The 23,723-nt window shown below is 73.5% G+C and carries 23 protein-coding genes, 2 tRNA genes and 1 pseudogene; 10 read left to right on the top strand and 16 right to left on the bottom strand.

What is annotated here, in order from left to right:
- The first annotated feature begins 2 nt into the window (after positions 1–2).
- From RM540_RS08635 to RM540_RS08625, 3 genes are all read left to right on the top strand, one after another.
- Positions 3–941, top strand: coding sequence for an NAD-dependent epimerase/dehydratase family protein (locus tag RM540_RS08635; protein WP_311663151.1), 939 nt, complete (start codon positions 3–5; stop codon positions 939–941).
- A complete protein-coding gene (locus RM540_RS08630; RefSeq protein ID WP_311663150.1) occupies positions 914–2,002 on the top strand; it encodes an MraY family glycosyltransferase in 1,089 nt (362 codons plus the stop codon). Before RM540_RS08635 ends, RM540_RS08630 begins: the two co-directional genes overlap by 28 nt.
- A gap of 271 nt (positions 2,003–2,273) precedes the next feature.
- Entirely contained in the window at positions 2,274–4,190 is a 1,917-nt protein-coding gene (locus tag RM540_RS08625; protein WP_311663149.1) for a polysaccharide biosynthesis protein, read from the top strand.
- Between the two features lie 123 nt (positions 4,191–4,313).
- On the opposite strand, the gene RM540_RS08620 is transcribed toward RM540_RS08625, so the two are convergent.
- Both RM540_RS08620 and RM540_RS08615 read right to left on the bottom strand, forming a co-directional pair.
- A tRNA-Leu gene (locus tag RM540_RS08620) sits at positions 4,314–4,397 on the bottom strand.
- A gap of 48 nt (positions 4,398–4,445) precedes the next feature.
- Positions 4,446–4,518: transfer RNA gene (locus RM540_RS08615), tRNA-Lys, on the bottom strand.
- A gap of 186 nt (positions 4,519–4,704) precedes the next feature.
- Between RM540_RS08615 and rfbC the strand changes: the two genes are divergently transcribed.
- Positions 4,705–5,265: a dTDP-4-dehydrorhamnose 3,5-epimerase gene (rfbC, locus tag RM540_RS08610; RefSeq protein WP_311663148.1), complete on the top strand. Its 561-nt coding sequence runs from the start codon at positions 4,705–4,707 to the stop codon at positions 5,263–5,265.
- Between the two features lie 8 nt (positions 5,266–5,273).
- Positions 5,274–6,179, top strand: coding sequence for a dTDP-4-dehydrorhamnose reductase (rfbD, locus tag RM540_RS08605; protein ID WP_311663147.1), 906 nt, complete (start codon positions 5,274–5,276; stop codon positions 6,177–6,179).
- Positions 6,180–6,309: 130 nt separating this feature from the next.
- Here rfbD and RM540_RS08600 read toward each other — a convergent pair whose 3' ends face one another.
- The 3 genes from RM540_RS08600 to RM540_RS08590 form a co-directional block, all read right to left on the bottom strand.
- Positions 6,310–7,347 (bottom strand): Gfo/Idh/MocA family protein, encoded by a 1,038-nt coding sequence (locus RM540_RS08600; RefSeq protein ID WP_311663146.1) that lies wholly within the window; start codon positions 7,345–7,347, stop codon positions 6,310–6,312.
- 59 nt (positions 7,348–7,406) lie between these two features.
- A complete protein-coding gene (locus RM540_RS08595) occupies positions 7,407–8,558 on the bottom strand; it encodes a DegT/DnrJ/EryC1/StrS family aminotransferase (RefSeq protein ID WP_311663145.1) in 1,152 nt (383 codons plus the stop codon).
- Between the two features lie 198 nt (positions 8,559–8,756).
- On the bottom strand, positions 8,757–9,518 hold the full coding sequence (locus RM540_RS08590; RefSeq protein WP_311663144.1) for an acyltransferase: 762 nt from the start codon (positions 9,516–9,518) through the stop codon (positions 8,757–8,759).
- A 71-nt stretch (positions 9,519–9,589) separates the two neighbouring features.
- On the opposite strand from RM540_RS08590, the gene RM540_RS08585 reads away from it, so the two are divergent.
- The gene (locus RM540_RS08585) at positions 9,590–9,733 is read left to right on the top strand and encodes a hypothetical protein (RefSeq protein ID WP_311663143.1); all 144 of its coding nucleotides are present in this window, start codon (positions 9,590–9,592) and stop codon (positions 9,731–9,733) included.
- 95 nt (positions 9,734–9,828) lie between these two features.
- Here RM540_RS08585 and RM540_RS08580 read toward each other — a convergent pair whose 3' ends face one another.
- The 3 genes from RM540_RS08580 to RM540_RS08570 all read right to left on the bottom strand — a co-directional run bounded on the left by RM540_RS08580 (position 9,829) and on the right by RM540_RS08570 (position 12,455).
- Positions 9,829–10,725 (bottom strand): tetratricopeptide repeat protein, encoded by an 897-nt coding sequence (locus tag RM540_RS08580; RefSeq protein ID WP_311663142.1) that lies wholly within the window; start codon positions 10,723–10,725, stop codon positions 9,829–9,831.
- A gap of 214 nt (positions 10,726–10,939) precedes the next feature.
- On the bottom strand, positions 10,940–11,671 hold the full coding sequence (locus RM540_RS08575; protein WP_311663141.1) for an LOG family protein: 732 nt from the start codon (positions 11,669–11,671) through the stop codon (positions 10,940–10,942).
- Between the two features lie 94 nt (positions 11,672–11,765).
- Positions 11,766–12,455 carry an OmpA family protein gene (locus RM540_RS08570; protein WP_311663140.1) on the bottom strand — a complete coding sequence of 230 codons (690 nt, stop codon included), beginning with the start codon at positions 12,453–12,455 and terminating at the stop codon, positions 11,766–11,768.
- Positions 12,456–12,712: 257 nt separating this feature from the next.
- Between RM540_RS08570 and RM540_RS08565 the strand changes: the two genes are divergently transcribed.
- From RM540_RS08565 to RM540_RS08550, 4 genes are all read left to right on the top strand, one after another.
- Positions 12,713–13,717: a sugar phosphate nucleotidyltransferase gene (locus RM540_RS08565; protein ID WP_311663139.1), complete on the top strand. Its 1,005-nt coding sequence runs from the start codon at positions 12,713–12,715 to the stop codon at positions 13,715–13,717.
- Positions 13,718–13,910: 193 nt separating this feature from the next.
- Positions 13,911–14,174, top strand: a complete 264-nt coding sequence (locus RM540_RS08560) for an AbrB/MazE/SpoVT family DNA-binding domain-containing protein (protein WP_311663138.1) — start codon at positions 13,911–13,913, stop codon at positions 14,172–14,174.
- Entirely contained in the window at positions 14,171–14,569 is a 399-nt protein-coding gene (locus tag RM540_RS08555) for a type II toxin-antitoxin system death-on-curing family toxin (protein ID WP_349256308.1), read from the top strand. The genes RM540_RS08560 and RM540_RS08555 overlap by 4 nt, the downstream gene beginning before the upstream one ends.
- Before the next feature lie 49 nt (positions 14,570–14,618).
- On the top strand, positions 14,619–17,123 hold the full coding sequence (locus tag RM540_RS08550; protein WP_311663136.1) for an endonuclease MutS2: 2,505 nt from the start codon (positions 14,619–14,621) through the stop codon (positions 17,121–17,123).
- A gap of 46 nt (positions 17,124–17,169) precedes the next feature.
- Here RM540_RS08550 and RM540_RS08545 read toward each other — a convergent pair whose 3' ends face one another.
- The 8 genes and pseudogenes from RM540_RS08545 to RM540_RS08510 form a co-directional block, all read right to left on the bottom strand.
- Positions 17,170–17,625 carry a hemerythrin domain-containing protein gene (locus tag RM540_RS08545; protein ID WP_311663135.1) on the bottom strand — a complete coding sequence of 152 codons (456 nt, stop codon included), beginning with the start codon at positions 17,623–17,625 and terminating at the stop codon, positions 17,170–17,172.
- Positions 17,622–18,008, bottom strand: a complete 387-nt coding sequence (locus RM540_RS08540) for a group III truncated hemoglobin (protein WP_311663134.1) — start codon at positions 18,006–18,008, stop codon at positions 17,622–17,624. Before RM540_RS08540 ends, RM540_RS08545 begins: the two co-directional genes overlap by 4 nt.
- 4 nt (positions 18,009–18,012) lie before the next feature.
- Positions 18,013–18,333: a cupin domain-containing protein gene (locus RM540_RS08535; RefSeq protein WP_311663133.1), complete on the bottom strand. Its 321-nt coding sequence runs from the start codon at positions 18,331–18,333 to the stop codon at positions 18,013–18,015.
- Positions 18,334–18,395: 62 nt separating this feature from the next.
- On the bottom strand, positions 18,396–18,935 hold the full coding sequence (locus RM540_RS08530; protein WP_311663132.1) for a plastocyanin/azurin family copper-binding protein: 540 nt from the start codon (positions 18,933–18,935) through the stop codon (positions 18,396–18,398).
- Positions 18,936–19,068: 133 nt separating this feature from the next.
- Positions 19,069–20,130, bottom strand: a pseudogene (nirK, locus tag RM540_RS08525) (copper-containing nitrite reductase); the annotation flags it as partial.
- A gap of 54 nt (positions 20,131–20,184) precedes the next feature.
- Positions 20,185–20,625, bottom strand: coding sequence for an RrF2 family transcriptional regulator (locus RM540_RS08520; RefSeq protein WP_311663130.1), 441 nt, complete (start codon positions 20,623–20,625; stop codon positions 20,185–20,187).
- Positions 20,626–21,050: 425 nt separating this feature from the next.
- On the bottom strand, positions 21,051–22,346 hold the full coding sequence (locus RM540_RS08515) for an FtsX-like permease family protein (RefSeq protein ID WP_311663129.1): 1,296 nt from the start codon (positions 22,344–22,346) through the stop codon (positions 21,051–21,053).
- A gap of 134 nt (positions 22,347–22,480) precedes the next feature.
- Positions 22,481–23,665 carry an MlaD family protein gene (locus tag RM540_RS08510; RefSeq protein ID WP_311663128.1) on the bottom strand — a complete coding sequence of 395 codons (1,185 nt, stop codon included), beginning with the start codon at positions 23,663–23,665 and terminating at the stop codon, positions 22,481–22,483.
- Positions 23,666–23,723: the final 58 nt, after the last annotated feature.

The following is a 23,723-nucleotide window of genomic DNA, read 5'->3' as shown; positions in this document are numbered from 1 at the left end:
TCGTGACCGGAGGGACTGGCGCCGTCGGCCCGGCCGTCGTCCGCCGACTCGTCGCGGGCGGGGCGGACGTCCGCGTGCTCACGCGGGACGCGGCGGCGCCGCTCCCGGCCGGCGCCGAGCGTGTGGCCGGGTCGCTCGCCGATGCCGACGCGCTCGCGCGCGGCGCCGACGGGGCCGACGCTGTGGTCCACCTCGCGGCTCTCCTCCACGTGGTCGACCCGCCGCCCGAGCTGGCCGACGAGTACGCGCGCGTCAACGTAGGCGGGACCGAGCGACTGGCGGCGGCGGCCGAGCGCGCTGGCGTGGCCCGGTTCGCGTTCGCGAGCACGATCAACGTGTACGGTCCGAGCGCCGGCCGCGCGCCCTGGACCGAGGCCGATCCGACGGCGCCCGAGACGCCCTACGCCCGCACCAAGCGCGAGGCCGAGGGCATCGTCGCCGACCTCGCGGGCGGGGTGGTCCTGCGCCTCGCCGCCGTCTACGGGCCGGGCATGCGGGGAAACTACCGGCAGCTCTTGGGCGCTCTCCGCCGCGGGCTCCGCGTGCTGCCCGGGACGGGCCAGAACCGGCGGACGCTCGTCCACGTCGAGGACGCCGCGGCGGCGTTCGCTCTGGCCGCCACCACCCCGCTCCCGAGCGCGCTCTACAACCTGACGGACGGCCGCGTTTGGACGTTCAACGCCGTCGTGCGGGCGATGCAGCAGGCTGTTGACCGTCGGCCGAGCGTGCTCTACGTGCCCGCCCCGCCCGTGCGCGCGGCGGCCGCGGCGGCGTCGGCCGTCGCCGCGCGCCTGGGCCGGGACGTCCCAGGCGCGTCGGCCGTCGACAAGATTACCGAGGACGTGGCCGTCGACGGGCGACGCCTGATCGATGAGACCACCTACCGCCCCGCCCACGCCGACCTGAGGGCGGGGTGGGCGACTCTCCTGAGCGCGCCGTGACGCTCGTGTTCCTCGCCGCGGGCGCGGCCGCCGCGTCGTGGGCGCTCGTTGGCGCCGTGCGGCGCCTCGCGCTCCGGCGCGGCGTCCTCGACGTCCCCAACGAGCGGAGCTCACACACCACGCCGACGCCGCGCGGCGGTGGCCTCGCGCTCGTGCTCTGCGCCGCCGCCGCGTGGGCGCTCGCGCTCGCCGCTGGCGCCCCACCCCGCTCGGTTTTCGGGCTCGGCCTCCCCGCCCTCGCCGTCGCGGCGCTGGGCGGGGCGGACGACGTCCGGCCGCTCGGGGCGGGCCTCCGGCTGGCCGTCCAGGTCGCCGCCGCCGCCGCCGCCGTCTGGGCGCTCGGCGCGTGGACCGCCGTCACGCTTCCTGGCCTCGGCGCCGTCCCGCTCGGCGCGGCGGGCGGACTCGTCGCGGGGCTTTGGGTGGTCGGACTGACCAACGTCTACAACTTCATGGACGGGATCGACGGGATCGCCGGTCTCCAGGCCGTCGTCGCGGGTGCGGCGTGGGCGGCTGTCGGCGCGCTTGGGGGCGGCCTCGTCGCGGGGTGGACGGGCGCGGCCATGGGCGGGGCGGCGCTGGGCTTTCTCGTCCACAACTGGGCGCCGGCGCGGGTGTTCATGGGCGACGTAGGGAGCGCTTTTCTCGGTTTCACGTTCGCGGCCCTGGCTCTCGTCGGCAGCGACCCACGCCTGCCGCTAGCGGCGCTCGCGTTCGTGTGGCCGTTCGTGTTCGACGGCGGGTTCACGCTCGTGCGCCGCCTCCTCCGCGGAGAGAACGTGTTCGCGGCGCACCGCTCGCACCTCTACCAGCGCCTCGTCGTGACCGGTGCGGGGCACCGCGCGGTCGCCGCCCTTTACGGCGCGCTCGGTGCGGTCTCGGCCGCCGCGGGACTTGCCTGGTTGGGCGGGGCGGTATGGTTGTTGATCGGAGTGGGTGCGGGCGTGCCCATCGTTCTTTTCGCAGCGCTCCGCGCTACCGCCCCCCCCCAGCCGCCCGTGCCGGGTGCGTCTCATTCCCCTCAGCTGGAGCCCGCTGGCCCCCCGGGCGGGGCGGTGTGACGTGGGCCACACCTGTTTGACCTACGGGCCGGGAGCGCAGAGATAAATTGGTGAAGCCGGGGCGGAGCGGTGCGGCACGTGTAGGAGAAGATGCAAGCGCATGTGCGAAAAGCGTCTGCCCCACGCGCCAAGAGCGCGCCGGCCCCAGCGCCGGACCCCCGTCCACCCGGTTTCCACATGTGGCGCCGCCCCGCCCCCGAGCGGCCCCGGTACTTTCGCGTTCCCCCCCACCGTCATTAGGACCCGCTGTCCCTGGGTTCTGGTCCCCTGCATGACACGACTCGTTCTAAAGTCCTCCCTCGACTACGGGGTGTGGCTCCTCGCCGCGCCCCTCGCGTTCGTGCTCCGGCTCGACGCGGGCGCGTTCGCGTTCGGGGCCGACGTGCTGACGTACACGGCGGTGGGTGGGCTGCTCAAGGCGGTCGTCCTCATCGGGATGAACCGGCGCGTCCGCTCGTGGCATCGGGTTGGACTGCGCGACATGGTCCCCCTGCTGGTGGCGGTCGTGGCCGTTGCTCTGGTGGAGTTCGTGGCCGCCGCCGCCAGCGTGGGCGACGTGTTCGTCCCCCGAAGCGTCCCGCTGATCGAGGCCATGCTTGCGATCCTAGGCCTCGCGGGGCTCCGGTTTGCGGCGCGGCTGTACTACGAGGAAAGGGGGATTCTCCAGAGCCGCCGCCGCGGTGAGCGCGGCCGGCGCGTGATCGTGGCCGGGGCCGGCGACGCTGGCGTCGCTGTCGTACGTGAGATGCTTCGCCACCCGAAAGCCGGCCGGTGGCCGGTCGGGTTCGTTGACGACGATCCGTCGAAGCTGCGCAAGAGGGTGGCGGGCCTCCCCGTGCTCGGGGAGATCGACGAGTTGGCCGTCGTCGCCGACCGCGTCGATGCCGACGAAGTTCTGATCGCCATGCCGTCGCACGACGGCGGCGTGGTGCGGCGCGTGGTTGAGCGGGCGAGCAAGGCGGGCCTTCAGCACCGGACGGTTCCGGGGCTCCTCGACCTCGTCAGCGGCCGCGTCTCGGTCTCGAACATCCGCCGCGTCGACGTCGAGGACCTCCTGGGGCGGAAGTCCGTCCGCCTCGAGACGGGTCCCATTGAGGCGCTCGTTTCAGGCCGGACGGTCCTCGTGACTGGGGCGGGCGGGTCGATCGGGTCCGAGGTCGTGCGTCAGATTGCCCCGTTTGCGCCCGGCGAGATCGTCCTCCTCGGGCGGGGCGAGAACAGCGTGTTCCGGATCGACGGCGAGCTGGCCCGGAGCCACCCCGCCCTCGCACGGCGGCCGGTAATCTGCGACGTCCGCGACGAGCGGTCGCTCCGGGCCGTGTTCGAGGCGCATCGACCCGAGGTCGTGTTCCACGCCGCGGCCCACAAGCACGTCCCGCTCATGGAGGCCAACCCCGAGCAGGCCGTGTGGAACAACGTCGGCGGCACGCTCGCGCTCGCGCGCCTCGCCGTCGAGTTCGGGGTCGACACGCTCGTCAACGTCTCGACGGACAAGGCCGTCAACCCGACGAACGTGATGGGCGCCTCGAAGCGCGTGGCCGAGATGGTCGTCGCCGACGCCGCCCGGCGGTGCGCGGGGTGCACGATGGTGTCGGTCCGGTTCGGGAACGTGCTCGGAAGCCGGGGAAGCGTGGTCCCGCTGTTCCGCGACCAGATCCGGCGGGGCGGGCCGGTGACCGTGACGCACCCCGACATGGTCCGCTACTTCATGACAATCCCCGAGGCCGCCGGTCTCGTGCTCCAGGCCGGCGCCGTCGCCGAGAGCGGCCGCGTCTACGTGCTCGACATGGGCGAGCCGGTGCGGATCGCGGACCTCGCCCGCGACCTCATCCTGCTCTCGGGGCTCGAGCCCGGACGCGACATCGACATCGAGTACACCGGCGCGCGCCCCGGCGAGAAGCTCTACGAGGAGCTCCTGCTCTCAGAGGAGGGAACGGAGCCGTCCCCGCACGAGAAGATCTTCGTCGCCCGGAAGTCGCGGCCGGCCGGCGACATCACGCCGCTCCTCGACGCCCTGTTCGAGGCCGCCCGCTCTGGCGACGGCGACGCCGTCCGCCAGGCGTTCCGCGGCCTCGTCCCGACCTACCGCCCCGAGGCGGCGGCTCCGACGGGGAGCGGGGCGTCGGCCGGCGGGCACTCGGGCGACGGGCAGGTGGGCCGCGGCGTCCCCGTCGTCCGCGCGCTCTGACGGCGGTCCCCACCCCGCCCGCGCCAGCGGGGCGGGGACCGCTCGCCCGGAGCCGCCCTGCCCGCGCGTCGGCCCAAGACGACGAAAGCCGCCCGGTCCGAAGACCAGGCGGCTTTGCGTGGGTGCCCGGGACTGGACTCGAACCAGCACGGCGGTTAAGCCACACGCCCCTCAAGCGTGCGTGTCTACCAATTTCACCACCCGGGCGGGGTGGGCGCCGAGGCGCGAAAGAACAAGGCCGAAGATGAGCCTGGGTGACTCCGGTAGGGCTCGAACCTACGACCCGCTGGTTAAAAGCCAGCTGCTCTGCCAACTGAGCTACGGAGTCGCTGGAGGGCGGACGCCGGCTCCGGCGGGCAGGTCGACCAAGGTAGGCCCCGTCCCGGGTCGGGGGCAACGGGGGCGTGTGGAGCGGACGCAAAGACGGCTGCCCCGCCCCGATCTGCCTGCCACGCCGTGCGGCGGGCGGGGCGGACCCCGCTAGCTTCCCCGACTCAGGCTTCCACCCCGCCCCGTGACCGTCCACGACACCTCCCTCCCTGGCGTCTTCGTCATTGAGCCCCGCGTGTTTGCCGACGCCCGTGGGTTCTTCCTCGAGCAGTACCACGCTGCACGCTACGCCGAAGCCGGGATTGCTGCACCGTTCGTGCAGGACAACCACAGTCGGAGCCGGCAGGGCGCGATTCGCGGCCTCCACTTCCAGAAGCGGCACCCGCAGGGGAAGCTCGTCGCGGCCGTGCGGGGGGCGATTTGGGACGTCGTTGTCGACCTCCGGGCCGGGTCGGCCACGTTCGGGGAGTGGGAGGCGTTCACGCTCTCCGACGAGGCGCCGCGCCAGCTGTGGGTGCCGCCCGGCTTCGGCCACGGGTTCGCCGTGCTCTCGGAACAGGCCGACGTGGTCTACAAGTGCACCGACGTCTACCGCCCCGGCGACGAAGGCGGGGTGGTCTGGGACGACCCCGGGCTCGCCATCCCGTGGCCGGTCGACAAGCCGCTGCTCTCGGACAAGGACCGGGCGTACCCGCGGCTCGACGCGCTCGGCGCCGACGACCTCCCGCAGGTCGCGGTCTCGTGAGGGCGCTCGTGACCGGGGCCGGCGGCCAAGTCGGCGCCGAGGCCGTGCGCCTGGGCGGGGCGGGCGTCGTGGGCGTAGGGCGGGGCGGCCTCGACGTGACGGACCGCGACGCCGTGCTCCGCGCCGTCGAGCAAGCCGAGCCCGATGTCGTCGTCCACGCGGCGGCGTATACGGCCGTCGACCGCGCTGAGGCCGAGGCTGACCGCGCGTACGCCGTCAACCGTGACGGGGCGGCCCACGTCGCTGAGGCGTGCGCGCGTGCGGGCGTCCCGCTCGTCCATCTCTCGACGGACTACGTGTTCGACGGGACGAAAGGGACGCCGTACGTGCCCGACGACCCGCCCGCCCCGCTCGGCGTGTACGGGGCGTCAAAGGCGGCCGGCGAGACGGCGGTCCGCGAGAGGCTAGACCAGCACCTCATCCTGCGCACGGCGTGGGTCTTCAGCGGCCGCCCCGGCTCGTTCGTGTCGACCATGCTGCGCCTGGCGTCCGAGCGCCCCCGCCTTGGCGTCGTCGCCGACCAGTGGGGGCACCCGACGTGGGCGACGGCCCTCGCGCGGGCCTGCCTCCACGCCGCGGCGCTCGCGGCCGAGGGCCGGGCGCCGTGGGGGACGTGGCACGTCGCCGGCGCCCCGCTCACGACGTGGCACGGGCTGGCCGAGGCCGCCGTCGCCGCCGGCGCCGAGCGGGGCGTGACGCCGGCCGTGCCCGTCGACCCCATCGCGACGGCCGGCTACCCGACGGCCGCCCGCCGCCCCGCCCGCGTCGAGTTGGAGATCGCCCCGTCGCTCGCGGCCCTCGGCCTCGCCCCGCTCGACTGGCGCGACGGGGTGGGGCCATCAGTGGACGAGTGGGCGGCGGAAGGCGGAAGGCGGAAGGCAGAAGGCGGAAGGGGAGCCGGGGCGGGGCGGTAACGCTGGTCCTCTTCCTCCTGGGCGAGAGAGGGCGGGGCGGTTTAGAAAGCCCGCCCCGCCCAAAGCGCTGGGGGCGGGGCGGAGGCACTTTCCCCAGTCCCCATGTCCTGATGCCCCGCCCCGCCCGCGGCTACGGGATCTCGACGCGCGCCCCGCCCTCGGCGAGCGAGCGACGGGCCGCCTCCAGCACGCGGACGACGGCGAGGCCGTCGTCGCCGTCGGTGAGGGCGGGGCGGCCCTCGCGGACCGACGCCACGAACTCCTCGACTTCGAGCCGCAGCGGCTCAGCCGGCGCGATGCGCGGCACGACGATGTCGCCCGAGCGGACCGTCAGCGCGCCGGCGAACGAGGCGTAGCCGGCCTCGGCGCTCGGGTCAATCCCCTTGTCGTAGACGCGGACCTTCTCGGCCGGCTCCATGTCGTCGACCGTCGCCATCTTCTCGCTCCCCACGACCGTCGTCCGGCGGACCTTGTGGGGGTCGAGCCAGGAGCAGTGGAGGTGCGCGATCTGGCCGCCCTCGTACGTCACCGTCGCGAACACGACGTCCTCGACGCCGGGCTGGAGGAACGCCTGCCCCTGCGCCGCGACGGCGACCGGGCGGCCCGGGAGGAGCGCCTGCGCCACGGCGAGGTCGTGCGGCGCCAGACTGTCGAACGCGTTCTCGCGGTCGCGGACCACGCCCAGGTTGACGCGCATGCTGTGCACGTAGCGGATCTCGCCGAGCGCGCCGTCCGCCGCCAGCCGCTCGACGTGGCGGAAGGCGGGGTGGTACCGGAGGAGGTGCCCGACCATGAGGCGGAGCCCCCGCTCGCGCGCCTCGCGGACCAGCCGCTCGGCCTCGGCCGCCGTCTGGGCCAGCGGCTTCTCGACGAACACGTGCTTCCCCGCCTCCAGCGCCGCCAGCGCCACCTCGTAGTGGAGCGGCGTCTCGACGGCGACCACGACGGCCTCGACGGCGGCGTCGGCCAGGAGCGCGTCGACGTCGCGGACGGCGCGGGCGCCGGGCGCGAGGCGGGCCGCGGCGGCGAGCGCGGGGTCGCGCCGGTCGCACACGGCGACGACCTCGGCGCCCGGCAGCGCGGCCGTGTTGCGGAGCAGGTTCAGCCCCCACCGTCCCACGCCGACGTGCCCGATGCGGACGGCTTCCGAAAACGCGAACGAGGACACGGGCGGGGCGGGTAACGGGGAAAGGGACGGGCGCCGGGGCGGGGTGGCCGCCCCGCCCGCTACGCGGTGCGAACGAACGCCGCGACGGCCTCGGCGACCGAAGCGACTTGGCTCGCCGTCAGGTGCGGGTGCATGGGGAGCGAGAGGACCTCGGCGCAGGCCCGATCCGTCTCCGGCAGGTCCGCCGCCCCGCCCGCGTAGGGCGCCATCCGGTGGAGCGGCTCGGGGTAGTACACCATCGTCGGCACGCCGCGCGCAGCGAGGTGCGCGCGGAGCCCGTTGCGGAGCGCGGCCGGCACGCGGACCGTGTACTGGTGGAACACGTGGCACGCGCCCGCAGCCCGGGCGGGGCGGACGACTTCGTCTAGCCCGTCGAGGTGCGCGTCGTACAGGGCAGCGGCGGCGCGGCGGGCGTCGGTGAACGCCGGGAGGTGCCGGAGCTGGACGGACAGGATCGCGGCCTGGAGCGCGTCGAGCCGGCTGTTTACGCCGACGCGCGTGTGGTGGTACTTCCGCTCGGCGCCGTGGTTGGCGATCGCCCGCACGCGCGCGGCGAGGTCGGCATCGGTCGTGAGGACTGCTCCGCCGTCGCCGAACGCGCCCAGGTTTTTCGACGGGTAGAACGAGAGCGTGCCCACGGCCCCGGCCGTCCCGGCGGCCTGGCCGTCGCGCGTCGCCCCGAGCGCCTGCGCCGCGTCCTCGACGATGGGCACGTCACCGGCGGCGTCCCGGATGGCCGCGAGGTCCGCCATCTGCCCGAACAGGTGGACCGGCACGACCGCCTTCGTCCGCTCCGTGACGGCGTCGGCGACCCGCTCCGGGTCCAGGTTGAACGTCTCGGGGTCGATGTCGGCGAAGACGGGCCGCGCGCCCAAGAGCGCCGCCGCCTCGGCCGTCGCGACGAACGTGAACGCCGGGCACACGACCTCGTCGCCCGGCCCGACGCCCAGCGCCATGAGCGCGACCTGGAGCGCGTCCGTCCCGTTCCCGACCCCGAGCGCGTGCACCGCCCCGCCCTCCGCCAGTCCCGCGACGTAGGCGGCGAGCTCGGCCTCGAAGGCGGCCACGAACGGCCCCCGCACGAACGCGCCGCGGTCGAGCACGGCGGCGATGGCCGCGTCGATCTCGGGACGGAGCGCGGCCACCTGCGCGCGCAGGTCGACCATCTGGAGATCCATCGAGGGCGGGGCGTTCCGGGGCGGGGCGGGCAAAGGTAGCGAGGGCAGGGGACTGGGGACGCGCGGGCGGGGCGGTGCTCGTTTTGTTCCGCCCCGCCCAGGCGCGGGCGGGGTGGCGGACGATGCGGGCGGGGCGGTCCCGAACGGCGCCGCCTCGCCCACGGGCGACCGCCGGTCGCCCCTACGGCAGCCACCCCGCCACGGTACGGGCGGGGTGGCTCCGCTGCCCGCTCACCCGCCGTTCTCCCTCAATTGCTCCGGCGCCACCGCCCGCGCGTCGCGGGCCGGCACGCCAATCCAGACCCGCCCCGCCCGCGCGTCGCCCGTGAGCACGGCGCCGGCGCCGACGACGGCCTCGACCTCGACCTCGCGGCCGGGGAGCAGCACGGCCCCCACGCCCAGGCGCGCGCCGTCGCGGACCGTCGGCCCGCCGAACCGAGCCTTGCGCGCTTCGGTCCGCCCGAGGAAGGCGTCGTTGCTCGTGAGCACGCCCGGCGCCACGAACACGTCGTCGCCGAGCATGGTGTAGGCGCAGAGGTAGGCGTTCGTCTCCAGCTTGCACCGGGCGCCGACCGTCGTGTCGTTCTCGACCGCCACGCCGCGCCCGACGATGGTCTCGTCGCCCACCGCTACGCGCTCGCGGACCGTCGCGAGGTCGGCCACGAGGACGCGCTCGCCCAGGCGGCAGCCGCGGTAGATCACGGCGCCGGTCCCGACGAGGCACCCGTCGCCGATCTGGGCGGGGGGGAGGTCCCCGCCCTCGGCCGTCGTCGCGCTCCGCGCCGCCCGCATCGGCCGCTTGCCGACGACCGCGTGGTCGTCGACGCGCACGCCGGCCCCGAGCCGGGTCCCCTCGTGGAGCACGACGTGGTGCCCGATCTGGCACCCCGCCCCCACGTCGACGCCCGGTCCGACGACGCTAAAGTGGCCGACATCGACGCCGGCGCCGAGGTGGGCCGAAGCGTGAACCTGAGCGGTGGGGGCGACGGACATGGCGGGGCGGGGCGGCGGACCCCGGGGCGGGGCGGGGCGTACGGACGGGGCGTTCCCAAGCTACCCCCCGCATGCCCGCCCTCCTCCTCGCGCTCCTCGCCCCGACCCCCGAGGGCTACGGCGTCGGCCTCGAGCCGCTCGTCTACCTCAGCGTCCTCGTCCCCATCCTGCTCCTCGCCGCCATCTGGTGGTACGGGAGTCGGAACACGGTCTAGGACCGCCCCGCCCGGCCGTCGGGCTAGAAACGCCGCGCGCCGCGCCCGGGACGGTCCCAGGCGCGGCGCGCAGTTGGTTGGGGCGGGGCGGCCGCCTAGCTCTGGTCGAGCTCGCGGAGGTAATGCTGCGCCCAGCTGTGCCAGGACTGGCCTTCGTCGATGGCCTCGAAGGCGGCTCGGGCCTCGTCCACGTTGCCGGCCTCCATGTTGGCGATGCCGAGCTGGATGTAGTACAGCGAGCGGTCGTCCTGCCCCTCGCTCTGGGCGAGAGCGGTCTCGGCGTACGGGATTGCGTCGGCCCCGCGGTTCATCGTGTTGAGGGCCTTAGCGTAGTAGAACGCGATCTGGTCCGTGTCGTAGCCGGCGAGCCGGGCCTGCTCGAGGAGCGCGTAGGCGTCGATGGCCTGGGCCTCCGTGACCTCGTTGGCCTGGAGGATGGCGATGGCCTCCTCGACCTTCTGGTTTGTCGCCTCGGCTTCGGACGCCGCGGCCTGAGCCGCCTGCTCCTGCTGCTGCTGGGCGGCGTTCGCTGCGCGCGATTCGATCGCGCCGTTGATCTGGTCGAGGTACCGCTGCGTGGTCCGCACGACGTCGTCGGCGTTCGCGGCGTCCGAAGCCTCGGCCATCTCGACGGCGGATTCGAGGGCCGACCGGGAGTCTTCGAGGCGGCCGAGCTGAGCGAGCGCCTGGCCGCGGCCGAGCGCGGCGACGGCGTACGCGTCGTTGTAGAGGAGGGCCTGGTCAAACTGGGCCAGCGCCTCGTCGTAGTTCTGGGCGGTGAGGGCCGCGCGGCCCTCTTCGTAAAACTCGCGGGCGCGGTCCGGGTCGGGCGCGACGACGGGTTCGGCGGCGACCGAGTCGGCCATGACGGAATCGGCCACGACCGAGTCGGCCGGGACGGCCACCGTGTCCGGGGTCGACTCCTGCGCGGAGGCGGGGACCGTGAGCGCGAGCGCGAGCGCGGGGGCGGCGAGGAAAGACAGTCGGGACATCCTGGTGGGGGAAAACGGGCGGGGGCGATGGACGAAACTACAGAGACCGTACCGTGATGAGAACGGCCGTTCTCGCGCCCTTCGTGCTCCTCCCGTGTCTGCTCCACTAGACGGCCGCGTCCACCCCGCCCCTAGAAACCGCCTCTGGTCCCCGCCCCGCCCGATCAGGCGGGGCGGGGTGGTTCGGGGAGCGAAGGCAACCCTCCGAGAACCCTCAGAAGTTGGGCGAGATGCCGGCCTCTTCGCTGAACCGATCGATCACGTCGACCGCCTCGTCGGGGTCGTCCGTGACCGTGAGCAGGTCGGGGTCGCCGGCCGAGATGTAGCCGCCGTCGAGGAGCGTGCTCCGGATCCAGTCGAGGAGGCCGCCCCAGTAGGACGTGCCCATGAGGACGACCGGAAACCGGGCCGTTTTCCGCGTCTGGATGAGCGTCAGGCTCTCAAACAGCTCGTCCATCGTCCCGAACCCGCCCGGGAGCACGATGTAGCCCTGCGCGTAGCGGACGAACATGGTCTTCCGGGCAAAGAAGAACTCGAACAGGAGGTTCTTGTCGGGGTCCACGTAGGGGTTCGAGCCTTGCTCGTGGGGGAGCGCGATGTTGAGCCCGACCGACGCCCCGCCCGCCTCCTGCGCGCCTTTGTTCGCGGCCTCCATGATGCCCGGCCCGCCCCCGGTAATGACGGCGTAGCCCCGCTCGGCGAGCGTCCGCCCGACGGCCACGCCCAGGTCGTAGTACGGCGTCCCCGGAGGCGTCCGCGCCGACCCGAACACGGACACGCTCGGGCCGACCGACGAGAGCCGCCCGAACCCTTCGACAAACTCGCTCATGATCCGAAACACGCGCCACGTGTCCTCGGACCGGCGCTGGTGCCACTCGGCGAGCTCGCGCGGGGTCATCGGCCGGTCGGCGTCGAAGGGGGTCTGGACGGGCGTGGTGTCGGACATCGGGGGCGGGGCGGGGGGACCTAAACAGACGCGGCCCCCGCCGGAGAGGGCGGGGGCCGCGAAAACTAGCCCGCCGGAGCGGGCGGGGCGGGTCCTAGTTGTACTCGGACTCGACCTGCTGGCGGTACTGCTCGTTCGGGTAGATCGCGATCTCGACGCGGCGGTTGGCCGGGTCGGTGCCCGGGATGCCGGCGAGCGGCTCGCTCTCGCCCACGCCGTACGCCTGGAGGCGCGAGGCAGCGAGGCCCTGGCTGATCAGGAAGTTCTCGACGGCCTGGGCGCGGGCCTGCGAGAGGTTCTGGTTGAGCTGCGTCGGCCCGTCCGTCGAGGCGTGCCCGACGACGACGGCGTCGTGGCCCGGGTAGTTACGGAGGCTCGAGGCGAGGTCGCGGAGGTCGGCCTGGACGCCCGGGCGGAGCGTGGACTCACCGAGGTCGAACAGGAGGTCGTTGTCGAACCGGACCGCGATCCCGGCCGTCTCGCCATCGTCGCCGGGGATCGGCGTCACTTCGGCGTTTTCGAGGTCGTTGTCGAGCTCCTCGGCCTGCTTGTCCATCTGCCGACCGACGACGGCGCCGGCCGCCCCGCCTACGGCGGCTCCGATGATGGCGCCGCGGGCCGTCGAGCCCGTGATCTTGCCGATGACGCCGCCGAGGACGGTGCCGGCGGCCGCGCCGCCGATGGCGCCCTTGCCGGTGTTGTTGAGGCTGGAACAGCCGGTCTGTGTGATGCCCAACAGGAGGGCAAACGCGAGCGCCGCGTAGCGGATGCGGAACGTGTACATGAGTGGGGGGAGGTGACGGGGGGGAAGTGTGAGCCTCGAACAGGGTCTCACACCTGCCCCAGAGCCAAGTTCCATGCCGCCCCGCCCGGACGCGCCAAATCGGCCCGCACGGGGCCTCCGGCGCCCTCGGCCCTAGACACCGCCGTCGCGGCCGGTGGGCGTGGGCGGGGCGGGGCGGCCCCTCCGGCGGCGGTCGGGGCGCCGCCGTCCGAGTTAGGTTGGGCACTCCGTTCCCCCCACCCCGCCCCCTCTACCCCGTGAAGCTCATCGTCCCCATGGCCGGCCGCGGCACGCGCCTCCGCCCGCACACCCACGTCACCCCCAAGCCGCTCCTGCCCGTCGTCGGGCGGACCATGGTCGAGCGGATCGTCGAGACGTTCGTGGACTCGCTCCCGCGCGACTTCGACGAGGCCGTGTTCGTGCTCGGGCCGGACTTCGGCGACGAGGTCCGCGACCAGCTCACGGAGATCTGCTCGCGGTTCGGGATCGAGGCCTCGTTCGGCGTCCAAGAGACGGCCGAGGGCACGGCCCACGCCATCGCCCAGGCCGGCGACAAGCTCGACGGCGAGTGCGTGCTCGTCTTTGCCGACACGCTCTTCACCATGGACCAGGCCCCCGACCTCGACGCCGACGCCGTCGTCTGGGTCATGGAGGTCGAGGACCCGTCCCGGTTCGGGGTCGTGGTCAAGGACGGCGAGCAGATCACCGACTTCGTCGAGAAGCCGGAGACGCCGATCTCGAACGAGGCCATCGTCGGCATCTACTACGTGAAGGAGGGCGAGCGGCTGGGCCGCGAGATCCAGCACCTCATGGACGAGGACGTCCGCGGCAAGGGCGGCGAGTTCCAGCTTACCGACGCGCTCGACCGGATGCTCAAGGACGGCGCCACGTTCAAGACGGCGCGCGTGACCGAGTGGCTCGACTGCGGGACGATCCCGGCCATCAAGAGCACGTCGCAGATCGTGCTCGACCATGAGGGCGAGGCCCGCACCGAGGGGACCGTCGAGAACAGCCAGATCATCGATCCCGTCTTTATCGCCGAGGGCGCCGTCGTCCGTGATTCGGTTGTCGGCCCGTACGCGGCCGTCCACGGCGGAGCGACCATCGAGAGCTCGGCCGTCCGCAACACGATCGTCTTTGGCGAGGCGTCCGTCGAGGGCTCGTCGCTCGACGGGTCCATGGTGGGCCACCACGCGGCCGTCCGCGGGTTCGCCGGCGAGCTCAACATCGGCGACCACGCGACGGTCGGCGTCGAGTCGTAGGCCGCCCCGCCCTTTGGGTCCGCCCGTCGTCTTCGTTCTACCACCCCGCCCGAGCACGTCGGGCGGGGTGGTTGTGTTTGGGGCGCCGCTCGCGAAGAGCGGGGCGGGGCGGCGGCGTGAATACAGGGCGGGGCGGTGGCACGACTGTAGTCACGTGTTACGTTCGTAGGCACGCCACCCCGCCCCCGCCGTCATGCCCACCCCGCCCGCTACAAACAAGGCCGAAAGCGCCACGGCTACTATCACGTTCCGCAAGATCGGCAACTCGATCGGCGCCACGTTCCCAAAGGAGGTCGTGGAGGCCGCCGGGATCGACGAGAAGAGCACCTGGCACGTCGTCCAGACGGCGGACGGCTTGCTCTTAAAGAAGTACGACGAGGACTTCGAGCGCGGCATGGCCGCCTACCGGAAGGGCGCCGAGCAGTACAAGAACGCTCTCCGCGAGCTCTCGAAGTGATGACCGAGCCGATCTGGATTTCCCGAGACCTCGCCGAAGCCATCCACCAAGAGCAACTCCGCGAGCACGGTGGTCGGTTTGGCCTCCGCGACGAGAACCTCCTGGAATCGGCGCTCGCCCGTCCCCGGCAACGGTGGGCGTACGAGGACGACGTGGACCTCGCAGATCTCGCGGCGGCCTACGGCTTTGGGATCGCGAAGAACCACCCGTTCGTCGACGGCAACAAACGGACGGCGTTCATGACGCTCTACTCGTTCTTGGGCTCGAACGGAGTCTGGATCGAGACCGTGGAGCCCGAGGTCGTCGCCGTCATGCTCGGCGTGGCCGCCGGCGAACTCGGCGAGCCCGAGCTCGCCGCGTGGTGCCGTGACCGCGGCGTCCCGGTTTCGGAGTGACTTCGCGCGTGCCGGGGACGCCGCCCCGCCCAGGTGCGTTCACGACGGGATGAGCAGCTCCACCCCACCCGACCCCGTCCAGCTCCACCCCCCCGACGCCGACCGCCGGCTCGGGTTTGGCGCCGTCCGCCAGCGCCTCGTCGGCTACGCGCGGACGCCCTACGGCCGCGACCGGCTCGAAACGCTCGCGCCGTCTGCCGACGTCGCGCTCGTGCGCGGGCGGCTCGAACGGTCGGGGCAGATGGCCGAGCTCGTCCGCTCCGGCGAGCCCCCGCCGCTCCGCGAGGTCGACCGGCTGGAGGCCGTGCTCCGGCGCGTCCAGCCGAAGGACGCCGCGGCCGACGGCGCCGACCTCCTCCAGGTCGCCCGTGTGCTCGAGACCGGGCGCCAAGTCCACGACTACCACCACCGGCGGCGCGAGGCGGCGCCAGCCCTGTGGGAGATCGCGGCGCGCATCGCTGTGCTGAAGTCGCTCGAAGAGCGGATTGGCGACACGATCGGCGACGACGGCCGCGTCCGCGACGACGCGAGCCCCGAGCTGCAGCGGATCTCGCGCGAGCTGGCCGCGCGGCAGAGCCGGCTCCGGTCGTCGCTCCTCTCGGCGCTCCGCGACGCGACCGCCAAGGGATACGCGACCGAAGACCAGCCGACGATCCGCGGCGGCCGCGCCGTCATCCCGGTCCGCGCCGAGGCCAAGCGGAAGGTGGAAGGGTTCGTCCACGACGTGTCCTCGACGGGGCAGACGGTCTACATCGAGCCGGCGTCGGTCCTCGACCTCAACAACGAGATCCGCGAGATCGAGCTGGAGCGGGGCCGCGAGGTCCGGCGGATCCTGCAAGCGCTGAGCGGCCACGTCCGCCACCACCGCCGCGACATCGAGCGGACGCTCGACGCCGTCGGTCACCTCGACGCGCTCGCCGCCGTGGGGCGGCTGGCCGCCGACCTCGACGCGCTCGTCCCCGAGGTCGGCGCGGGCGGGGCGCTCCGGCTGGTCCGTGCGCGCCACCCCGCCCTGCTCCTCCGCGTCCGCGAGGCGCGGTCGCTGCCCGACGCCGAGCGCCCGCCGAACGTGCCCGACGCCATCGTCCCGCTCGACCTGGAGCTGGGGGGCGGGGCGGCGAACACGCTCGTCATCACCGGCCCGAACGCCGGCGGCAAGTCGGTCGCGATGAAGACGGTCGGGCTCCTCGCGCTCATGGCCGCGCACGGCCTGCCGGTCCCGGCCGACCCCGGCACGCGGCTCCCGCTCGTGACGCGCCTGTTCGTGGACCTGGGCGACCAGCAGTCGATCCAGGACGATTTGTCGACGTTCACGAGCCACCTCACGAACGTCCGGCGGATGCTGGAGGCGGCCGACGACCGCTCGCTGTGCCTGATCGACGAGGCCGGCACCGGGACCGACCCGGCCGAGGGCGGGGCGCTCTCCGAGGCCGTCCTCCAGCGCCTCACGCGGCGCGGCACGCTGACCGTCGCCACGACGCACATCGGCGCGCTCAAAGCGTTCGCGCACAACGCCGACGGCGTCGAGAACGGGTCGATGGAGTTCGACCGCGAAACCCTCTCGCCGACCTACCGCTTCCGCGCCGGCGTGCCCGGCTCGTCGTACGCCTTCGAGATCGCCGACCGCGTGGGCATCGACCGCCCCGTCGTCCGCGACGCGCGCGACCTGGTCGGGGCGGGGAAGAGCCGCCTCGAAGACCTGATCGCCGAGTTCGAGGAGCGGTCCACGCAAGCCGCCCGCGAGCTCGACGACGCGCGGGCGGGGCGGCGCGAGGCCGAGCGAATCCAAAAGGACTACGAGCAGCGGCTCGACCGGCTCCGCGCCGACGCCGACAACCGCCGCGCCCAGGCGCTCGCGGAAGCCGAGAGGATTCTGGCCGAGGCCAACGCGACGGTCGAGAACACGGTCCGCGAGATCAAGGAGGCCGGCGCCGAGCGCGAGCGGACGCAGGAGGCGCGGGCGAAGCTGGACGAGGCCCGCGCGCGCGTCGAGCGCCGCACGAAAAAGGTGCAGCGCAAGCAGAAACAGCGGGCGCCCGTCTCGGCCAAGCCCGCCCCGCCCGCGGCGGCCGGCCCGATCTCCGTCGGCGACCGCGTGCGCCTGGACGACGCCGACGCGATCGGCGAGGTGCTGGAGCTAAACGGGAAGGAGGCCGTCCTCGCGCTGGGCGCGCTTACGAGCCGCGTCAAGCTGGACCGGCTGACGAAGGTGGGTGGCCCGACCAAGCAGACCGTCCGCGTGGGGGCGGGGCGGCGGGCGCCCGGGCGGGGGCGGCGCGGCGAGGACACGGGCTCCGTCGCCGTCTCGACGGCCGCCACGCGCATCGACCTCCGCGGCGCGCGCGTCGACGAGGCGCTCGGCCGCGTGCAGCGGTTCGTCGACGAGGCGCTCGTGGGCGGCGTCCCGTCTGTCGAGATCCTGCACGGCAAGGGCACCGGCGCGCTCCGCCAGGCCATCCACGACCAGCTGGCCGGCCGCCCCGACGTGGCCGCCTTCGCCGCCGCCCCGCCCGACCAGGGCGGCGACGGCGTGACCGTCGTCGAGCTGGCCTAGCCCGCCCCGCCATCGCAGGAGCGGGGCGGGGTGGCGGGCACCCGGGTCAGGGCGCAGGCGGACGGGCGTCGTGGGCGGCGCGGATGTCGTCGCCGAGGCGGGCGAGCGTGTCGGCGCTCGCCAGCCGCTCGGCGGCGGGGAACGCCTCGCGCTCCTCGAACCGGATGTGGCCGGCGAGCGCGTCGGCAAAGGCGTCCAAGCGGTCCCACGCCGCCGTCCCGGCCTCGGCGGCCTCGGCGGCCTCGGCGAGCGCGCGGATCGCCCGGTGCTCCTCGACCATCTGCGCGGCGAGGTCCGGGGCGCCCCGCTCGAGGACCGGGAGCACGTAGGCCTCTTCCTCCTCGAAGTGCGGCACGAGGTGGCCGCGCCAGAACGCGCCGACGTCGGCCGCGAGCGGGGCGGGGTCCTCGCCCGCGCGCCGCGCACGGCGGAGCCGGGCGACGAAGGCGAGCCCCTCGTGGTGATCGTGCGAGAGCGGTTCGAGGGCGGCGGAGCGGTTCATGCGGCCTCGGCGTCGAGCGTGGGCCAGAGCCCGAGCTTGACCTGGAACACGCCCGCGATCTGCTCGGCCCGCCCCTTCATGAGGTCGGCGCGCGGGCCGGCGAAGAGGGCGTCGACCGTGCCGTGGAACCGCTCGACCCAGTGCGCAAAGTGCCGGCGCTCCAGCCCCGGCATCCGCGCGTGCGGGTCGAACGGGCGGCCCCGGTACGCGCCGGTCTGGAACACGACCGACGACCAGAACGAGACCATCTTGGGCAGGTGCGCCTGCCAGTCGAGCCCGGCGAAGTAGGTGCCGAGCACGGGGTCGGCCTCCATGTCGTGGTAGAAGGCGTGGACGACGGCGGCGACGTCGGCCTCGGTCTCGATGTCGGGGAGGTGGGGCATCGGGTCAGGCGCGGAGGAGGACGAGGAGAAACCGGAGGTCGGAGACGGCGCGGACGGAGTGCGGCGCGCGGGCCGGAAACCGGATCGCCTCGCCCGCGCGGACCGTGTGGGTCGCCCCGCCGAGCGCGACCTCGGCCGCCCCGCCCAGTACCGTAAAGAGCGCCTCGTGCGGCGTCGCATGCTCCTTTAGGCCGTCGCCCTCGGCGATGGAAAAGAGCGTGGCCGAGCCGCCGCCGGCCTTGAGGAGCACGCGGCTGGCGACGGCGTCGGGCGCGTCCGGCGCCAGCCGGTCGAGTGGGGCGACGGTGGAAGAGTCGAGGGACATGGTCGGAGAAAAGGTAGGGGGACACCACCCCGCCCTCGGCGGGCGGGGCGGGTCGGGGCGGGTCAGGCGGGGACGACGTGCATCGTCCCCTGCATCACCATGTAGTGGCCGGGGAACGTGCAGATGTAGGTGTAGTCGCCCTCGGCCGGCGCCGTGAACTCGACCGTCACCGTCTCGCCCGGCGCGGACATGGCCGTGTGCGCGATGATCTGGTCGTCGAAGCCGGACGGGATGTAGTCGGTGTCGACCGCCGACATGGCCGCCTGCCCGATGTCGTTCACGCTCGCGTTCTGCTGGAGCACGACGACGTTGTGGCTCATGGCCTCACTGGTCGCCGTGTTCTCGAACGTGAGCCGGACGGTCTGGCCGGGGTGGACGGTGATCTCTTTTTCGGCGTACTCCATCAGTTCGCCGACCGGCGTGATCGTGACGTCGGCGGCGGGGCCGTCATAAGGGGCGATCTCGGCGGCGGCCTGGGCCGGCGCCGTGGCCTCCGGCGCTGTGGCCTGTGTCGGGGGCGGGGCGGCGTCGGGGGCCGGGGCGTCGGCGCAGGCGGAGAGGGCGAGGCCGAAGGTGAGGGCGAGGGCGGGGAGGCGGGTCATGGGGATGAGGGTGTGGATGTGGGTGTAGAGGGAGACCGGCGCTGGGCAGGGGCCGCAGCAGGGAGGTCGTAGGGCGGAGTGGCCGGAAAGGGCGGGGAGGTCAGGAAGGGCGGGGCGGTCAGAGCGCGGAGACGCGGGACAGGATCTCCGGGTGCTCGTCGCCGCTCACCTCGAGAAGGCCGACGGCCCCCTTGTTGAAGGCCCGGAAGAGCGCGTGGTCCACGAGCGTGTAGCGGCCGGGGACGTCGACCAGGAACTCGACCATCGTCGAGCCGCCCGCCGGCACGCCCGTCGTCTGGACGTTGCCCTGGCTCACGGCCGTCCCGCCCTCGCCGTAGACGCGGTCGAACATCTCGCCGATCACGTGGAAGCTCGACGTGAGGTTGGGGCCGCCGTTGCCGACGAAGAGGCGGACGGTCTCGCCCACCGACGCCTGGAGCGCGTCCTCGCCCGTCATCGAGCCCACGCGCCCGTTGAAGACGACGTACTCGGGCTCCTCGTCGCGGGCCTTTTCGAGGCTAAACGGCTGCACGCCCGGCTCGCCCGTCGCGCCGGCCGTGTAGAACTCGCTCTGCATCACGTAGAACTCCTTGTCGACCGGCGGCAGGCCGCCCTCGGGCTCGACCAGGATCAGGCCGTACATCCCGTTGGCGACGTGGAGCCCGACGGGCGCCGTCGCGCAGTGGTAGACGTAGAGGCCGGGCTTGATGGCCCGGAACTCGAACGCCGTCTCTTGGCCGGGCACGACGAGCGAGATCTCGGCGCCACCGCCGGTCCCCGTGACCGCGTGGAGGTCGATGTTGTGGGGGACCGTGCTGGAGGCGGCGTTGGCGAGGTGGAACTCGACGAGGTCGCCTTCGCGCACGCGGACGAACGGCCCGGGGACCTCGCCGTCGAACGTCCAGAACGTGTACTCGACGCCGTCGGCCAGCTCCTTCGTGAGCTCGACCGTCTCCATCTCGACGACGACGCGGGAAGCGTAGTCGCGGTCGATCGGCGGCGGGACGTTGGGGGCCTGCGTCAGCACGGCGGTCTCCTGCCCCACGATCTCGGGGAGCGTGATCTCGGCGGTCTCGGCGAACGCGACGTCGGAGGCGACGCCGTCGGCGGAGCTCCGACCGACGCCGAACGCGGTCAGTCCAACGAGGACGATCACGGCGACCGCCGCGAGGACGAGGAGGAGGGGGCGGGTCATAGGGGCGGGGTGATATAATCAAGACTAAATGGTCCTAATTAGGTCGAAAAAAACTCAGCCGGCCTCCAGCGCGAGGCGGAACTTCCCGTCTCGGACTTGGACGGCTGTGTCCCCCAACGTCGCGCCGGCGAACATGGCGCGGACGCGGGCGCGCATCGGCCTCCACTGAGCGTGGAGCGGGCACGGCCGGAGGTCGTCGCAGCCGGGGAGCCCGAGGACGCACTCGGTAAAGAGGGCGGACCCGTCGACGGCGAGGACCACCTCCTCAATCGTGGTCCGGTGGGCGGGGCGGGCGAGGGCGAGGCCGCCGGACGGCCCGCGCATCGAGGTAAAGACGCCGGCGGCCGTGAGGTCCTGGACCGTCTTGGCGAGGAACGAGCGGGGGATTCCGAGCGCCTCGCTGATCTCTCGGACGGCGACATACCCCGTGCGGTCGGCCGCCGCCAGGTAGAGGGCGGCGCGGACGGCGTACTCGCAGCGTTGGGAGAGAAGCATGGCGGGCGCTTTTAATTCGGACCGTGAGGTCTTGATTGCATCGATCCAACCTGCCGACCCCCCGGCGGATCCAGCCTCGCGGCGAGTTCACGGGCCGGCGGGCCGCGAGTCCAGAAATCCACCCCGCCCGTAACCGCCCCGCCCGTCGGCGGGCACCCGTAGGGACACGACGCGTCGTGTCCGACGCGGGCAGACCCAAAGGGCGGGGCGGTCCTGGACGGCGCCGCCCCGCCCGCGCCTCCTGCGGGCGGGGTGGCGTACCGCGCCCCCGATGCGGACGTCACGCGTGGTGTCCCTGCGTTCCTGCCCCGCCCGCCCCGCCCACGGGCGACCGCCAGTCGCCTCCACGACGCCACCCCGCCCGCGCGTTGTGGGCGGGGTGGTGCATGTCGCTGCCCGCTGCCCGCTGCCCGCTGCCCGCTGCCCTACGCCCCCGACTGCACCGCCCGCGCCGGGTCCACGTGCGCCGCGCGGCTGGCCGGGTACACCGCCGCGAGCGCGCACAGCCCGACCGCCGCGACTGCCACCCCGCCCACGTCCACGAGCCGGATGGCGACGGGGTAGGCGTCGATCACGAACGAGCCGGCCTCGGCCAGCTTCACGATCCCGAACGCCTGCTGCGCGAGCGAGATCGAGAGCCCGACGGCCAGCCCGATGCCCGTCCCCACCCCGCCCACGAGGAGCCCTTCGAGCAGGAAGATGCGGCGGACGTCGCGGCGGCTCGCGCCCATGGCCTGGAGCGCGCCCAGGTCCCGCCGCTTCTCGATCACGATCATGGTCAGCGCCCCGACGATGTTGAACGCGGCGACCACGATGATGAGGCCGAGGATGGCGCTGGCCGCCCACTTTTCGAGCCGCATCACGCTGTAGAGCGAGCCCTGGAGGTCGGCCCACGTCTGGACCCTGAACCGGCCCGGCGCCGCCGCGTCCAGCCGGCCCTGGAGCGCTTCGGCGAGGGCCGGCGCGTCGTCGAGGTCGTCCAGGCGGAGGTCGACGCCCGTCACCAGCCCGGGCGTCCCGAACAGGCGCTGCGCCTCGTCGAGCGCCACGAACACGTGCGTCTCGTCGTAGGTCGGCTCAAGCTCGAACGTCCCGCGGACCGTGAACGCGCGCTGGTCGGGGAGCCCGAACGGATACTGCACGACGGCCCGTTCGAGCGCCTGCGCCGAGAGCAGCGTGACCCGGCTACCGGCGACGGCCGCCCCGCCCGCGTCCGCCTCGCCTGGGTCGGCGGCGTAGACGCCGGAGCGCGCCGCGAGCGCCCCGCCCATGACCACGCCCGCCGCCCCGCCCCGCCGTTCGAGGTCGAAGGACCCGTCGCGGACCGAACGCTCGACCTCAGCGTCGAGCGCCCGCGCGTCCACGCCGCGCACGACGACCACCTGGTTGAGCGTGCCGCCGCCGTCGGTCGTGAGCAGCGCCTTGCCCTCGACGTAGGGCGCCGCGCTAACGACGCCGGGGAGCCCGCGCGCGAGGTCGACGAGCGAGTCCGGCGACTCCAGCCCGCGCCCGTCCGCCGCCTCGACGCGGACGTGAGGGTCGTAGCTCACGAGCAGGTCGCGGACCACGTCGTAGAACCCGTTCATCACGCTCAGGACCACGACGAGCGCGGCGACCCCGAGCGCGACGCCAGCGACCGAGATCCCGGAGATCACCGAGATCAGCGTCACGCGCCGCCGGCTGGCGAGGTAGCGACGCGCGATGAGCAGGCGGTAATCCACGGCGTAGGCGGAGGGACACGGCGCGCCGTGTCGCGTGTGGGCGGGGCGGTCCTGCCAGGCTGCGCAGGGGCGGGGTGGTCAGGCGAGCCCGCCCCGCCCGGCACGCCGCGCCGCGACGGGTGCCCGCCCCGCCCTCACTGCCCGTCTGCCGCCCCGCCCGTCTGGACAGGCGCGGGGCGGGGGGGGACGTCGGTGTTCGGGACCACGGGCGGCGGGACGACCGGCGTCGCGGCGTCCGACGGCGGGGCGTCCGGCAGCGTGATCCCGCGCCGTTCGAGCTCGAGGAGCGCGGCGTCGATCTCCTGCTGCTGCGCGAGCAGCCGGCGCTCCCACTCCTGGAGGTCGGCGAGCGTCTCGGCAATCGCCCGCTCGCGGACTTCGAACGGGGCCATTTCGTAGTAGCCTCGGTCCTCGAAGTAGCCGCGGAACAGGAAGTTGTGCTTGCCGGCCTCCATCAGCTCGGCGAACCGGAACGCGCCCAGCGTGGCGAACCCGGCCGCCTGGTTAAAGCGGTCCGTGATGGCGCGGACGTCGGCCGAGACGGTCTGGAGCTGGGCGGCCCCCGCCTGGAGCTGCTGGGCCGTCTCGAGGAACGTCTCGTACACGTCGTCCTCGTTGAGGAAGCGGGCGACGGTCCCGCCGCCGGTGTTGACCTTGGCCAGGATCTGGTCCACGCTCTGCGAGGCGTCCTCGGCGACGGAGACGAGCGCGTCGGCGCGGGTCGTGAACGTGCGGAGCGTGTTCTGGAACTCCTCGGTCGTAGCCACGGTGTTGTCGTAGAGCGCCTCGTCGTAGAGGAACTGGCCGAGCGTGCCCTGCCCCGAGCGGATGTCGCTCGTGATGTCGGTGAGGTTGAGGGTCAGCGAGTCGAACCGGCTGACCGACGCGAACAGCCGGTCGGTCACGGCCGAGATCACGAACGGGTCCACGCCTTCGAGCACCCCGTTCGTGGCCACCTCGGGGAGGTCGGGGCTGCCGGGCGTGAGCGAGACGATCACGTTGCCCACGAGCCCGTCGGTCTGGATGGCCGCTCGGCTGTCCTCGCGGATGAGCGGGCGGACCTCCTCGTCGACCTGCATGAACACGGTGATTGGCTGGCCCGGCGCGTTCGGGAGCTGGATGCCCGTCACGCGACCGACGCCGTAGCCGCCGTAGAGCACCTTGGCCCCCGGCAGGAGGCCTCCGATGTTGTTGAACTGGGACCGGAGGCCGAACGAGCTCCCGAGCAGGTTGCCCTGGCTCGCGATGACGAACATGAAGCCGACGGCTCCGAGGAGGCCGACGATGACGACGAGGCCGAGGCGGGCTTGACGAGACATGAGGGCGGGGTGGGGGACCCCGGGCGGGCGCCCGGGCGGGGCAGGGTACGGTCGGGCG

Source organism: Rubrivirga litoralis, assembly GCF_031846415.1.
GTDB classification, from domain to species: Bacteria; Bacteroidota; Rhodothermia; order Rhodothermales; family Rubricoccaceae; genus Rubrivirga; species Rubrivirga litoralis.
Note: the sequence above shows the minus strand (reverse complement) of the source record. Positions and strands in the feature narration are given on the sequence as shown.